Annotated in this window: 12 protein-coding genes and 1 pseudogene; 2 read left to right on the forward strand and 11 right to left on the reverse strand. The window is 41.1% G+C overall.

Going from position 1 to position 13,999, the window contains the following annotated elements; genetic code table 11:
* Positions 1 to 611 precede the first annotated feature (611 nt).
* A pseudogene (locus tag B9T36_RS04270) lies at positions 612 to 774 on the reverse strand (rubredoxin).
* A 611-nt stretch (positions 775 to 1,385) separates the two neighbouring features.
* On the opposite strand from B9T36_RS04270, the gene B9T36_RS04280 reads away from it, so the two are divergent.
* The gene (locus B9T36_RS04280) at positions 1,386 to 2,348 is read left to right on the forward strand and encodes a hypothetical protein (RefSeq protein ID WP_086208331.1); all 963 of its coding nucleotides are present in this window, start codon (positions 1,386 to 1,388) and stop codon (positions 2,346 to 2,348) included.
* 3 nt (positions 2,349 to 2,351) lie between these two features.
* The gene (locus B9T36_RS04285; RefSeq protein WP_086208332.1) at positions 2,352 to 3,224 is read left to right on the forward strand and encodes a histone deacetylase; all 873 of its coding nucleotides are present in this window, start codon (positions 2,352 to 2,354) and stop codon (positions 3,222 to 3,224) included.
* 98 nt (positions 3,225 to 3,322) lie between these two features.
* Here the strand turns inward: B9T36_RS04285 and B9T36_RS04290 are convergent, their stop codons facing one another.
* The 10 genes from B9T36_RS04290 to B9T36_RS04335 form a co-directional block, all read right to left on the reverse strand.
* Positions 3,323 to 3,679, reverse strand: a complete 357-nt coding sequence (locus B9T36_RS04290) for a hypothetical protein (protein ID WP_086208333.1) — start codon at positions 3,677 to 3,679, stop codon at positions 3,323 to 3,325.
* 39 nt (positions 3,680 to 3,718) lie between these two features.
* Positions 3,719 to 4,708: a hypothetical protein gene (locus B9T36_RS04295; protein ID WP_086208334.1), complete on the reverse strand. Its 990-nt coding sequence runs from the start codon at positions 4,706 to 4,708 to the stop codon at positions 3,719 to 3,721.
* A gap of 85 nt (positions 4,709 to 4,793) precedes the next feature.
* Positions 4,794 to 5,210: a roadblock/LC7 domain-containing protein gene (locus B9T36_RS04300; protein WP_086208335.1), complete on the reverse strand. Its 417-nt coding sequence runs from the start codon at positions 5,208 to 5,210 to the stop codon at positions 4,794 to 4,796.
* 13 nt (positions 5,211 to 5,223) lie between these two features.
* The gene (locus B9T36_RS04305) at positions 5,224 to 5,766 is read right to left on the reverse strand and encodes a GTP-binding protein (protein ID WP_086208336.1); all 543 of its coding nucleotides are present in this window, start codon (positions 5,764 to 5,766) and stop codon (positions 5,224 to 5,226) included.
* A 714-nt stretch (positions 5,767 to 6,480) separates the two neighbouring features.
* Positions 6,481 to 7,539 carry an enoyl-CoA hydratase/isomerase family protein gene (locus B9T36_RS04310; RefSeq protein WP_086208337.1) on the reverse strand — a complete coding sequence of 353 codons (1,059 nt, stop codon included), beginning with the start codon at positions 7,537 to 7,539 and terminating at the stop codon, positions 6,481 to 6,483.
* A gap of 13 nt (positions 7,540 to 7,552) precedes the next feature.
* On the reverse strand, positions 7,553 to 8,356 hold the full coding sequence (locus tag B9T36_RS04315) for an enoyl-CoA hydratase (RefSeq protein ID WP_086208338.1): 804 nt from the start codon (positions 8,354 to 8,356) through the stop codon (positions 7,553 to 7,555).
* A 95-nt stretch (positions 8,357 to 8,451) separates the two neighbouring features.
* The gene (locus tag B9T36_RS04320; protein ID WP_086208874.1) at positions 8,452 to 9,576 is read right to left on the reverse strand and encodes an acyl-CoA dehydrogenase family protein; all 1,125 of its coding nucleotides are present in this window, start codon (positions 9,574 to 9,576) and stop codon (positions 8,452 to 8,454) included.
* A gap of 126 nt (positions 9,577 to 9,702) precedes the next feature.
* Positions 9,703 to 11,358 (reverse strand): AMP-binding protein, encoded by a 1,656-nt coding sequence (locus B9T36_RS04325; RefSeq protein WP_086208339.1) that lies wholly within the window; start codon positions 11,356 to 11,358, stop codon positions 9,703 to 9,705.
* An 85-nt stretch (positions 11,359 to 11,443) separates the two neighbouring features.
* A complete protein-coding gene (gene mmsB, locus B9T36_RS04330) occupies positions 11,444 to 12,334 on the reverse strand; it encodes a 3-hydroxyisobutyrate dehydrogenase (protein WP_086208340.1) in 891 nt (296 codons plus the stop codon).
* Positions 12,335 to 12,345: 11 nt separating this feature from the next.
* Positions 12,346 to 13,863, reverse strand: a complete 1,518-nt coding sequence (locus B9T36_RS04335) for a CoA-acylating methylmalonate-semialdehyde dehydrogenase (protein WP_086208341.1) — start codon at positions 13,861 to 13,863, stop codon at positions 12,346 to 12,348.
* Positions 13,864 to 13,999: the final 136 nt, after the last annotated feature.

Consider the following 13,999-nt stretch of genomic DNA (forward strand, 5'->3'; position numbering starts at 1 on the left):
AGAACTTATTTCTTAGAAATTTAATCTGTATAAAATTTATTAAAGTTCAATTATTTATGTATTCTTAGTTTTAAATTCTATATAAATAGATGTTGCAGTCTATGTATCAAAACCTGCATAGCTAAAAATTATTTTTACAGTAAATAATGTGCTAAAGACCACTCACTAAAAATAGGGCATAGCAATAAAAAAAGGGGGGGCAATCTTGGTAACTTTAAGTCGTGGTGAAGCCAAAATTTCGTCTAGTGTTATACAAACAAGTTGATTAACCATCTTTGTTCTAATCCTTTAAAGAAAATATGTTTGCGATTTTCGAAGTTATTGAGTTCTACACATTCGATTTCACATCGTTATTTTTAATCATCTCAATATTTTAAAGGAATCCACACTCCTCCATGACCATGGCTTTCTTTAAAATATGGCTTATGATTTCTACTCAGTCCTTGAGTAATAAATCTGCTTGAAAAGATTAACAGTCTTGAAATGAAGAACAACCATGCGAAAGAATGGTTATAGAATGGTTTGATAGAAAAATCATCCCATAGAAGAATTTTGGGCACGGCTAAAGTGAATCACAGCGCCCATATCATAATGTGGCGCGTATTTACTGCTTAGATTTCTAACATATCAAATTCAACTTTAGCCCCCCACAGTCAGGACAAGTCCAGTTTTCAGGCACATCCTGCCACGCTCTAGCTGCTACAAAACCTTCTTGCGGCCAACCTGATTGTTCATCATAGATGAACCACAAACCAAACATTGATAACGTTTCATCCTACATCCTCTTGAGTCCTAACTTGCTCTGATGTAATGGATGATTTAGACAGTAAAGTGGTAAATTTTTGATGAATTCTTTTTTGGCTTTTGGATCAATATTTATTTTGCTTAAGATCCTTGCATAGTGTTCAACTACCCGCTGATCCATCAGTTTAAACCACCACTTCAGAATCAAGGCAGGTAAAAGCATGGCGGCATAACCTGCGGGAAGTTGAGGTACATCTTCATAATTTTTCAGCGTTTGAAAACTACGTGTTGGATAAACATGATGATCTGAATGGCGTTGTGATATAAAAATAGGCGGGCGACTAAATTATTATCGTTCCAACTATCCTCAAGTTGAGTGCGCATATATGCTTCAGCAGCCAATTTTTGAGAACATTTAAGGCTGAGTTTGCTACACACCATAACGCTATAGTGCCCATCGTCAGCTCCAAACAAACACCGCTAAGTGAACTATCCGTTCATATCTAAAATACAATGAAAAAACCAAACATTTTAAAAACATCAAATACAGTACTGATTAAGATTTTTTAGTTAAATATTCAAATCAGTTCTTGATAAAACTGTATAATAAATCAGATCTTAAAGTTATTTTTGGGGCAAGGATGCGCGAGACAGATCACGAAATTATTCAACTCTTTAAACAACATGTTTTCCCTCTGTCTACGAAGCTGACTGAAATGTTAAATGAACATTTCTCACATCAGACTGAACGTCGAGGTTGCGGTTATACACAAGCCACACGTGTTTTAGCTGAATACATCAACAGCCCACGCTTAAGCCAAGACTTCATCGACTTAAAATTGTTCGATCAATATGATACCAAAGCGTTGAAGGCACTACTTGAACAGTCTCAATATCTGATTTCAGACTGGCATAACTTAGACCTCAATGAAAATTTACAACAACATTTGGCTGGCCCAAATTCCACATTTCTTTCAGCACAAGTACATGGCCATTTTGAAAGACAGAAAAATTTAAGACACATTGCAGCACAAGCTCAATTAGAAGAAAGTCAGATTTTATGCCAACTGATTGCAGATATTATTTTACCTCAAACCTCAACTAACACAGGTTTAGTCGAATTAAAGACTCGAACAGAAAAGCCCAAAGTCGGCTCATGCCCAATGGCTGAAAACTTCTTCCTTAAAATTGCCCATGGACGAGTACTAAGACAAGGTGAAATCAATATCTTTGTAGATGAGGAACAGCAGCCCCTCTTACTAGAAAAACTGAACATGGGAGATGATCACTCTTGTATTAGTCTCAAACCTATACTAATGAATGGTGTTTGTTTGCCAGCAGGCTCATTATTTTCGGTCGATTATGATCGAGATGCCATTCAAAACAAAACTCAAAATCAACAGTTTAAAGGCTATGTTATCCCCTACACAGAAGTAAGTGGGTTTTGGTTCTTACGACTCACGACTTTGGCAGTGTCTCCTGAAAATCGGTCAAGAGCCTTTACAACCCACTATCAACAGCAAATTGACAATGGTTTATATAGTCCTGGAACCACGCGATTACAACAACTGCTTGATGTCGCCACTGCGCAAGTGAAGAACTAAACTATGTTAAACGTCTGCTACTCACCTCAATACTACGCTCGCACTCATACCAATAGTATGGAAAAATTGACGGCGGTGGCGGAAACACTAAATGATTTGGGCATAGTGCAATTTCATACACCGAAGAAAATTTCTACAGACATACTAAAGCAACTCCATGACCCTAAGTATGTAGAAGCCTTTGACACAGGACTGCCTGAAAAGTTAGCAACACTACAAGGGTTTAAACCTTGGAATCATCAACTCCGTGATGCAGTTTATCACATCAATGCAGGTCAAATTCTGGCTGCAGAGTTGGCTTGGGAACACCAAATCTCAGCCAATATTGCTCAAGGATTTCATCATGCCGTTTATGAGTTTGGGGGCTCTTTTTGTAGCTTTAATGGACTGGCTTTAGTGGCTCAACAATTCCCAGATAAACGTATCTTTGTGATTGATTGTGATCAACATGGAGGCAATGGAACAGCAGAATTTACTCGTCGCTTGAGCAATCTTTTTAATTATAGTATCTATGGTTTGGCTTTTGGCTGCCCAACTTATGAACGAGCTGAAACCTATCATATTCATAAAACCAATGGAAATTTTAGTCAGTATATCCTAGCGATTCACCAAGCTTTTAGCCTCGCTTTGGAGTGGAAAGCTGATTTGATTATTTTTCAGGCAGGCATGGACTGCCATCAAAATGACCCTTGCGGTTCTTCATGGTTTAGTACGGAACTTATTCAAAAACGAGATGAAATCGTATTTCGTTTAGCCCAAAAGCACCAATTCCCACTAATGTTTGTTTTAGCTGGCGGTTATCAAAGCCTACCTGAACTAGTCAAACTGCATGTCAGTACCTTTCAAACAGCCTACAAAACCTACTATGCCAAGTAGGGATAGCAGTATTGAGTACACTCACCAGTGCCAACCTATAACGCATAAAAAATGCCAGCATATCGAAATATACTAGCATGGCTAATTACTCTAGAAAATCAAGAAAAATCAAGTGATTTTTCAAAACCTTTTAACTCATAACGAGCCATTGCCAAGTTTGATTTAGAACGATCTAAAACTAAATATAAGAACAACGCTTCATTCGTATCCAAAGGACGAATCAAGTGATACTGCTTACCTAAAGTAATTAAAATATCTTCAATGTTGTCATTTAATTGTAAAGCCTTCGCAACTTTACGCTTAGAACGAATAACCTCAGTATTACCTGCTGCTGCTAATTCTAAGTCTACCCCACCGCCTTGAGTCGCAAGTGCTAGACCACTCTCACTATCAACAAGTGCAGCAGCAACAAAACCATCAAGACCCGTTAACGCATCTAAACTAATACGCGCCATATTATTTTACCTCTAGTTATAGGGTTACCCCGGAAAAAATCAAAGACCAAGTTTTCTACGTAACTTTCCAATAAAACCACGTAGTTTATTCATTTGACCAGTTTCTACTTGTTTTGTATCTATATGATACTTCACTTCATTTTGATCAATAAAACGACCTAATTGCAGTAAAACAGCACATGCTACAAAATTCAATACTTTTTCATTACTTAAATTCAGAGCCTGTTTTACATCTGCAATATGAGCACCCTGTGAAAAACAGGCAGCTATTTTTAAAAAGTCACGGCGTTGCAAATCTTTTTCAAACTGTGGCCAAATATCAAGCTTAAAATTCTGATTAAGATCTACCTTCGGTAAATCCATTGATGGCGAGGAATTTACAACCTTCCATAACCACACTCTTAAGTCATAGACTTCTTTGTCTTTTATCGTATCTTGTACAATTTGTGCCGTTGCATAGGTTTGATTCAATGTTTCATTAAATTGAATCGTTTTATTCGGATTGACCCAAACACGCTCTGTACGCGTATCTACCAATGCAAGAAAACCTTGTGCATCAAATAACTGAATATACCCATTGCGTGGAATAAAGATTTCATTAAATACTTGTTCCGTCGTCATTTCAGGGTTTAAAACCGTCAGTGGTGTCAGCTGCGTATGTGTCATTTCCATGGATGGTATTTCAAATGACATCAACTCTGACTGTGGAATGACTTTTTTGAATAACCAATCACGTAAATATTCGGCATTAGGCAGAGGATAAAATAACTGATCCCCTACAATTCGTCCTGCATTCTCTACCTTTTTAACCAAACGTAGATAAGCAACACTCTGAAGAGATAAAAGTTTTTGAATGCCAGGTGCGTTAAAAAAGGCATCATTAACGAGTAACAAATCAATTTCTTGTTCAGCAAGATTTACCCAATTCACATTCATATTTTTAGGTAAAGAAAGCAATATCTGTGTTTTGATTTGATCTAATGAATTCAAACTTAAACCAAATATCGCAATATTTAATACATTTTTCATTCATGAACCCACTAAAAAATCATCTATCGAGATCATGACTGCACGCCATTTCACTCTAAACAAAAAAAGTTCAACCGCATCCATTTTATGAGGCAATGCTCAATTGTTGGCTTGCCAATTTTTCACTTAATTCTTTGTAGTAATACAACATTTGTCCAATCAAAATATCTGTGCTAGTTACAGCAACCATCACCATTGGATATTTCGAGTGATTAACTGCCGTTAAAAATACTTTTCCATTTTCAGCATCAAGCGTAATTGTCTGACAACCCACAAGTTGGATTTCTGAAATAAAAGCAGAAACCATCGCCAAAATAGAGCTACTAACTGCTGCTATTTTTCCTTTATTTTCTATATTTTTCTTCGAAGCTAAGCAAAGTTCAAAGCCATCCGATGAACATAGCATGACAAAATCAATACCAGCAACAGTATTTAAAAAATGCTGTAATTCTGAATTTGCGTATTCAATCAACTCTTTCGGAATTTCACGAGGATTATTCATTTTTAGCTACCTATTAAATGACTGGCTCTGCTTGTAATTCTAGTGTTGCAATTAACGTTTCTATCATCAGCAAGACATCATCTTTTTTACGTGCATCTACCGCAAATAGTGGAAATTGTTTTTGATGTATTTGCATCCAATCACGGTAAATTTTCAGCTTATGCTCATGCTCTTCATCTAAATGAGTAATTCCCACCACAATATTTGAGCCATAATCTGCAAAAGCATTTAAATAAAATTCAAGATCTTTCAAACGGTCAGTTTGACTATGATCAATTAATACCACGGTCCCTATTGCCCCTTTACAAACAATGGACCACATGAAGTCAAAACGATCTTGACCAGGTGTCCCGTACAAACCAATTTTTGTACCGTCATCTAGACTAATTTCCCCATAATCAATGCCGACAGTCGTCAAAAATTTATGGTGTGCTTCTGTATCGGTATTGACAGCTTCGGTTGTTACTACAGAAATATCAGATAATGCTTGGATAGCAGCAGATTTTCCTGCCCCCATTGTTCCTCCAAAAACAATTTTATATTGCTGTAATATCATTCAGAAGTCCCAAATAGCGAAAAAGTGTGTACTGGTTCACATTATATTTTATTTGATTGACAAAAAACATCATTTTATAAACCATTTAGTAAAACTTAATTACATATTTCCCTACTTTTTGTATACCTTTTAATCTTATTTAGATGCATTTCTATATATTAAATAATGCTAAGTATATGTATTTTATATATAATAATTTTCACAAATAAGAATCATAATCAATTAGTATTAGATTGGCATTTTTTATCATGCAAAAATCAATCTTTTTATTAGATAATTAAATATATGTTAAACTTTTTTTCCAATCAATAAAAAAATACTTTTCACGTAAATATCAGTTCTTAAATACCCTCCTCTTTGCAAAATCATCGCTATCTGGAACAAATCTAATCTATAAAAGATGCAAATTCAGCGCGATGTAAACGGTTATTTACAAAATCATTTAAGTGAATTTAGCTTTTTATTAAGCTGAGCTGATTGCTAAAATACAAATAGAATGACTATCAAACCCTAGTAAAATTAGAAGAGTAAAAATATTTTATAGTGGCCTACGTGTTTTTTTATTTGCTGAAAGCACAAACCACTAAATCCTGATAGCGACAGACCATCAAGGTACATTTCAACATTAATGGTAATCTGCTTTAATTACTGCATGATTTTTCTGATCAAAAATCCTTCAACAACCTGAAAGATTTTTATCCCCTTAAGATCAACCTAAATTTTCACACTTACCTGCCGTTGCTGTGGTGAAGATGGCAATAAATTTTCGAACATTTGCATCAATTCAAAATTTTCTGTTTGCCATTTCGGTTGCTTATCTTTATCAATCAGTAAGGCACGAACACCTTCAATCATGTCCCCTTGCTCAAACCAGATATCTTGTAAATCACGCTCTAACTGCATACATTGCTCTAAAGATAATCCACGACCTACATATTGAAGTTTTAAGCTGATTTGCTTGGCCAACAAAGAACGTTGTTGTAAATTGGCTAGGATTTTTTCAGCCCAATCCATATAGTCACTGTCTAATGTATTGGCTAAGCTGTCTTCAATATCCTGCAAATCTGCATGTGAAAAATGATGCCGAATCGCATCTTCATACTGTTTTAGTTCGCTAGGTGCAGGTTCTTTTAAATAACGCGCAATGGTCTGCTCAATCGACTGTTGGGTTAATTGCGTAGCATGCGCCAATTCTGTTTGTAGCTGTGCTAAGCGGTCACTCGGCACCAGATAATCAATTAAGTCTAAATGTAAGGCATCGCTACTACTGATCTGTTCACCCGTCACCGCCATATACACGCCCACATCGTCTAAACGAGAAAGGAAATGGGTTGCGCCCACATCGGGGAAAAAGCCGATCGCGGTTTCTGGCATGGCAAAACGAGATTTCTCACTACTAACAATGATATGGCAGGCTTGTGCCAAACCAAAACCACCGCCCAAAACATAGCCATCTAAAAACACCAGCACAGGTTTCGCATATTGGCGCAGGCTCTTCAGCATGTGATATTCATCAGCAAAATAGCGTTGATAGTTGGCAGTTCCATTTTGATAACTGTCATAGAGGAAGCGAATATCCCCCCCTGCACAAAAGGCTTTAGGGCTTTTGGAGTTAATCAAGACGGCTTGAACTTGATCATCCTCTCGCCATTGTTCTAGCTGCTGGCTAATGCCATGAATCATGTTTAAGGACAGTGCATTCAGATGACTCGCTCGATCTAGCGTAATCACGCCTAAATGCCCTTGCATGCTAATCTGTAAATTATTTTCCATGCGAAGACTCCTTTTATTGATTTTTAAATTGTGCTGGACGCTTTTCCACAAAGGCTTTCATGCCTTCTTTTTGATCAGACGTTGCAAAGATGGAATGGAAAGTACGACGTTCAAAGCGTAATCCCTCACTCAAACTCACCTCAAAGGCGCGATTAATACTTTCTTTAATCATCATAGTTGCAGTCAGGGATCGCTGTGCAATTTTTTCCGCAGCCTCTAGGGTATAGGCCAATAATTCATCTTTCGGTAGCACACGCGCCACTAAACCACTTTGTTCCGCCTCAATCGCACCCATTTGCCGCGCGGTTAAACACATTTCCATGGCTTTGGCTTTACCCAATGCCAACGTTAAACGCTGCGTTCCACCAATGCCAGGAATCACCCCAAGAGTTACTTCAGGCAAACCAAATTTGGCATTCTCCGCACAATAGATAAAATCGCACATCAATGCCAACTCACAACCGCCCCCCAGTGCATAACCACTCACCGCAGCGATCAAAGGTTTGCGACGCTGTGCAATCCGATCTGCCAAATGGAAAAAATCATCAAAATAGATATTCGGGAAATTCAGCTCTGCCATTTCTTTAATATCAGCACCTGCTGCAAAGGCTTTTTCCGAACCCGCCAACACCATACAGCCAATCTCAGCATCGCGTTCAAACTGGTCCAAGGCTTGGTTAATTTCAGCAATCAGTTGACTGTTCAAGGCATTTAACGCTTGAGGACGGTTCAGGGTAATCACCCCGACGCCTTTACGCTTTTCAACTAAAATCGTGTCCCACTGTAAATCTTCAATGAAAGTTTTTTCCCACTGCATGTTGCGATCCTTCTTCTATAAACCAGTGCACATATCTCTTGAAAAATCTCGCGATCGTTGACATGTGCAAGGGTCAGTTTTTTTCGATATTGGGTTTATAAACTACGGGCAATTACTAAGCGTTGAATATCACTGGTGCCTTCGTAAATCTGACAAATTCGGGCATCACGATAAATTCGCTCTATCGGGAAATCTTTTAGATAGCCATAACCCCCAAAGATTTGTAGAGCATTTGAACAGACCCGCTCAGTCATTTCAGAGGCAAACAACTTGGCCATCGAAGCTTCTGTCAAACACGGCTGACCTGCTTCTTTTAAACGCGCAGCCTGATGTACCAACTGACGTGCTGCGGCAATTTCTGTTGCCATACTGGCCAGTCGAAACGACACTGCTTGCTGTTCAAAAATGGGCTTACCGAATGCCACACGCTCCTTGGCATAATGCGTCGCTTCCTCCAAAGCGGCTCGCGCCAACCCAACAGCCTGCGCGGCAATCCCAATGCGCCCGCCCTCCAAATTAGACAAGGCAATTTTTAAACCTTCGCCCTCTTTGCCCAATAACATACTTTTGTGCACACGCACATCAGTCAAGGCAATTTGGCAGGTGTCAGATGCATGTAAACCTAATTTTTCTTCGACCCGAATGACTTCGTAGCCGGGTGTATTACGCGGGACTAAAAAAGCACTCATGCCTTTTTTCCCAGCGCTCGGATCAGTCACGGCAAACACGATAATCACGCCTGCATTGTGCCCTGAAGTAATAAATTGCTTGGCACCATTGATGATGTAATGGTCACCATCTTTCACGGCGCGGGTTTTAATGGCTGCAGCATCAGAACCGGTATGTGGCTCAGTCAGTGCAAAAGCACCGATCATTTCACCTTTGGCTAAAGGCACCAGAAATTGTTGCTTTTGTTCTTCGGTGCCAAATTTCAAAATCGGCACGCAACCCACCGAATTATGCACACTCATAATGGCTGAAGTTGCACCATCCGCAGCCGCAATTTCTTCTAGCGCTAGTACATAGGCCAAGTTGCCTGTTGCTGAACCACCCCATTCTTCAGGCACCAACATGCCCATAAAACCCAATTGCCCCATTTGCTGTAAAGCTTGCACAGGGAAAATCCCCTGTCGATCCCACTCACTGGCATAGGGTTTAATTTGTTCTTGGGCAAAACTTTTCGCCATGTCCTGAATCAGGACTTGTTCTTCAAAAAACATGCCTTGTCGATCCCACTCACTGGTATTTGGTTTCATCTGTTCTTGGGCAAAACTTTTCGCCTTGTCCTGACTCAGGACGTGTTCCTCAGTGAATTGCATAAATCCTTTCCTTACAATCTCTTCAATTTAAACAGTAGCCGCAGTTTGTTGCTTGGCAATTTCCTGATTACGCAGTAAAAAGCGTTGAATCTTCCCACTTGGTGTTTTGGGAAGTTCCGTCACAAACTCAATCAAACGCGGATAGGCATGGGCAGATAAGCGTTTTTTGACAAATTGGCTCAGTTCATTTTCGAGTTCAGTACTAGCCGCACTTTCACCAGATAAAATCACAAAAGCTTTAATCACTTCTGTACGCTCAGGATCAGGTACACCAATCACGGCGGCTTCAATCACTGCATCATGCTCTAGTAGTGCACTTTCTACATCAAAGGGTCCTACGCGATAGCCTGAAGTGGTAATGACATCATCGCTGCGTCCGACAAAACTCATGCTGCCATCGGCATGTATTTCAGCCGTATCACCGGTTAAATAATAATGTCCAATAAAGGGTGATTTATGGCTTTCTTGATAACCGCCAAACCACATCATCGGAGACTGGCTAATATCCACCGCTAAAATTCCTGGGCTATCGGCACCGAGTTCATGACCCTGTTCATCTAGTGCCACGACACGATAGCCTGGACTAGCAAAACCGGCCGAACCTGCTCGCACCTCATGTTCCAGTGCATGGTGATTACACACCACCATCCCGACTTCAGTTTGACCATAGTGGTCAAAGATCGGGGCATCTAATACTTGCTTGAACCAGCGGAACACTTCAGGATTCAATGGCTCACCTGCACTGCTGACGACACGAAATTTGCCACGGAGTTTCGCCATTTGCTTGGGATCAGCCGCCATCATCATGCGGTAAGCTGTTGGTGCTCCCGCCAAGTTATTCACGCCATAGTCATCAACGATCTGGCATAGACTGTCAGCGGTAAATGCACCTTCATAAAAAATGGTTGGATGACCCAATAAGAACGGACCAGTAATACCGTAATACAAGCCATACGCCCAACCCGGATCGGCAATATTCCAAAACGAATCTTCAGCTCTTAAACCAATCGCATCTTGCATATAGGCACCAAAAGCAATTAAAGCTTTCAATGGCACTTGCAAGGGTTTGGCAGGACCTGTCGTGCCTGACGTGAACATCAATAGAAACGGATCTTGAATGTTCATCATCTCCAATTCGCACTGATCAGATTGACGATTCACTTCTGCCCAGAAACTATAATCGCCCTGATACAGCCCTGTGCCTTTGGCTCCTGTGACCGTTACAATTGCAGGGCAACCGTCTACTTCCTTTAATTTGTCACGATTGCCAACATCAGTTACCACCAACTTACTCTGAGCCAGTTGTAAACGGTGCTCAAGGGCTTTCGGGCCAAATGCAGTAAATAAAGGTTGATAGACTGCACCAATTCGCCATGTCGCTAAAATGGTAATGATGAGCTCAGGCGTGCGTGGCAATAAACCCGAAACGCGGTCACCTTTGGTTACCCCTTGTGACTTTAAAAAGTTGGCAAATTGGCTGGCACGTTGTTGTAACTCTCGAAAGGTATATTGCTCTTTACGACCATCTTTACCCTGCCAAAACAAAGCAATTCGCCCTGGCAAAGCATGCCGATCACAGCACTCATAACACGCATTCAGTGCATCGACTGAACCTGATAGAAACCGTTGCGCAGCCTGTTGCAAATCAAAATTTTGCTGCGCTTGTTGATAATTTGAAGTCATCCTTTCACCTCAGTCACATTTTTTGTTATTCACGACAAGGGTTTTTTATCGGGTGCACTCATTGCACCCATGCATTTCTTTTAAATCAATTTTCTCGGGGTAAGTATTGCTGGATAATGCTGGAAAAATCTAAATGTGCATTGCCTTGTAAACACAGCTGTTGATAAAGCTGCTGTGCCAAACCACCGAGTAATACAGGTTGCTTGACTTGACCTGCCGCTTCAATGGCCAAACCTAAATCTTTGAGCATGAGTTGCGAAGCAAATCCATCGGTATAGCCACGTCCTGCGGGTGCATTTGGACTAATATCTGGCCAAGGATTACAGATTTCAGAACTCCAGCAACGACCACTTGAACTATTGATCACCCCTGCCAGCGCATGTGTATCAATCCCCAGTCGACTGCCCAAAGCCATGCCTTCTGCCACGGCTGCCATAGAAATGCCCAAAATCATGTTATTGCAAATCTTCGCAATTTGCCCCGCACCGACTACACCGCAGTGCACGGTATTTTTCCCCATCAAACTGAGAATGGGCTTCACTTGCTCATAGGTCGCATCATCGGCGCCGACCATAAAGGTGAGAGTGCCTGCTTTGGCACCAATGGTGCCACCAGATACAGGCGCATCACAAACTTGAACCTGGTGCTTCAAGCCTTCAGCAGCAACATCTTTAATGGTTTGCGGATCAATGGTACTCGAGTCAATACAGAGACTGCCTGCACGCATTACCGCCAGAATTCCAGTTTCACCCAAATATACCTCACGCACATGCTTGGCTGCAGGCAGCATACTGATGACGACATCTGCCTGCTCAGCAGCAGCATGCGGGCTAGCGCACACCACACCGCCACTTTCAGCAAACTGTTGTAAGGCTTTTTCACTCAGGTCATAGCCCAACACTGTTTGCCCTGCTTTGAGCAGGTTCTGTGCCATCGAACCGCCCATATTCCCTAAACCAATGAAAGCTATCTTCATCTCGCTACTCCTTAGCGTAAACTGATGGTGGTATTCACTTCCCCTGCTTCTTGGCTGTCTTCAAACCAACGGCTGGTAATGGTTTTAGTTTGTGTATAGAACTGGACCGCTTGTTTACCATAAGGACCTAAATCACCCAACTTCGAGCCACGCGAACTTGTAAAACTAAAGAATGGGACAGGGACTGGAATTGGAATATTGATGCCCACTTGACCAATATCAATACGGTTTTGGAAGGTACGAGCCACTGCCCCACTTTGGGTAAATAAGCCCACACCATTGCCAAATGGATTAGCATTGACCAGCTCAATCGCTTCATCCAACGTCTCGACACAGAGAATCGTGAGTACTGGCCCAAAGATTTCTTCTTTATAAATGCGCATATCCGTGGTGACATTATTAAACACCGTGGCACCGACAAAGTTGCCATTTTCATAGCCTTTGACTTGAATATCCCGACCATCTAGTAACAATTCAGCGCCTTGCTCTACACCACTGTTAATTAAATCAATCACACGGGCTTTGGCACGCGGTGAAATCACAGGACCAATATCTGTATTCGGTTCATGCCCTGCATTCACGCTCAAGGTTTTGGCTTTTGTGATCAATTCATTGATCCAGTGTTTACTGTCACCGACCATGACTGCCACTGAAAGCGCCATGCAACGTTGCCCTGCCGCACCAAAGGCTGCACCGACCATGGCATTTAAGGTTTGTTCTTTATTAGCATCAGGCATCACCACCACATGGTTTTTCGCACCCATCATGGATTGCACACGCTTACCATGTTGGCCTGCCAAGTTATAGACATGCGTGCCAACAGCGGTCGAACCCACAAAAGAAATGGCTTTAATGTCTTGATGGGTACACAGTGCATCGACCACATCTTTGCCACCATGCACCACATTCAGTACGCCTGCGGGAATACCAGCTTCGATTGCCAACTCGACCAACATCATGGTAGAGAGCGGATCTTGTTCAGATGGCTTCAAAACAAAGGTATTGCCACAGACGATTGCCATGGGGAACATCCACAAAGGAATCATCGCTGGGAAGTTAAATGGCGTAATGCCCGCACATACTCCCAAAGGTTGTTGTAAGGTATAGGTATCTACACCACGTGCCACACCTTCGGTATATTCGCCCATTTGCAACGTGCCAATTGAACAGGCATGTTCCACCACCTCTAAACCACGCTGAATATCACCTTCCGCGTCGGCCAAGGTTTTACCTTGTTCGGCTGTGAGCACCTGTGCAATTTTCTTGGCATTGTCACGAATCAGTTGCTGTAGTTTCAGCATAATGCGCATACGTGCTTGAATCGGGGTTTCTCTCCAGCTCGCAAAGGCAGATTTTGCTGAGCTAATCGCAGCTTGTATTTCCTCTGGTGTTGCAAAAGGGACTAAACCAATCACTTCTTGGGTTGCAGGGTTAATAATGTCTTGCCACTGCTGGGTTTTAGACTCAACAAATTCACCGTTAATCAAAAGTTTAGCTGTAGTAATTTGGATTTTAGAAACCGTATTCATAACCTCTCCATAGGCCTTCATTTTTATTGTGTCACTGTGAAAACATACGACTTAAACCGTATATTCAATTTCTGCTTTTCAACTCAGACTAGCAAAGAAAACTTTGACCACCAATGCAGATTGGTGCACGATAGTT

The organism is Acinetobacter sp. ANC 4204, assembly GCF_002135205.1.
Lineage (GTDB): Bacteria > Pseudomonadota > Gammaproteobacteria > Pseudomonadales > Moraxellaceae > Acinetobacter.

Bases quoted from the DNA above. Each gene is read 5' to 3' on its own strand.
- B9T36_RS04300 (WP_086208335.1), bottom strand. From the start codon at position 5,210: ATGAATAATCCTCGTGAAATTCCGAAAGAGTTGATTGAATACGCAAAT.
- B9T36_RS04295 (WP_086208334.1), bottom strand. From the start codon at position 4,708: ATGAAAAATGTATTAAATATTGCGATATTTGGTTTAAGTTTGAATTCA.
- B9T36_RS04335 (WP_086208341.1), bottom strand. From the start codon at position 13,863: ATGAATACGGTTTCTAAAATCCAAATTACTACAGCTAAACTTTTGATT.
- B9T36_RS04320 (WP_086208874.1), bottom strand. From the start codon at position 9,576: ATGTTTTTTGAAGAACAAGTCCTGATTCAGGACATGGCGAAAAGTTTT.
- B9T36_RS04325 (WP_086208339.1), bottom strand. From the start codon at position 11,358: ATGACTTCAAATTATCAACAAGCGCAGCAAAATTTTGATTTGCAACAG.
- mmsB (WP_086208340.1), bottom strand. From the start codon at position 12,334: ATGAAGATAGCTTTCATTGGTTTAGGGAATATGGGCGGTTCGATGGCA.
- B9T36_RS04280 (WP_086208331.1), top strand. From the start codon at position 1,386: ATGCGCGAGACAGATCACGAAATTATTCAACTCTTTAAACAACATGTT.
- B9T36_RS04290 (WP_086208333.1), bottom strand. From the start codon at position 3,679: ATGGCGCGTATTAGTTTAGATGCGTTAACGGGTCTTGATGGTTTTGTT.
- B9T36_RS04315 (WP_086208338.1), bottom strand. From the start codon at position 8,356: ATGCAGTGGGAAAAAACTTTCATTGAAGATTTACAGTGGGACACGATT.
- B9T36_RS04285 (WP_086208332.1), top strand. From the start codon at position 2,352: ATGTTAAACGTCTGCTACTCACCTCAATACTACGCTCGCACTCATACC.
- B9T36_RS04310 (WP_086208337.1), bottom strand. From the start codon at position 7,539: ATGGAAAATAATTTACAGATTAGCATGCAAGGGCATTTAGGCGTGATT.
- B9T36_RS04305 (WP_086208336.1), bottom strand. From the start codon at position 5,766: ATGATATTACAGCAATATAAAATTGTTTTTGGAGGAACAATGGGGGCA.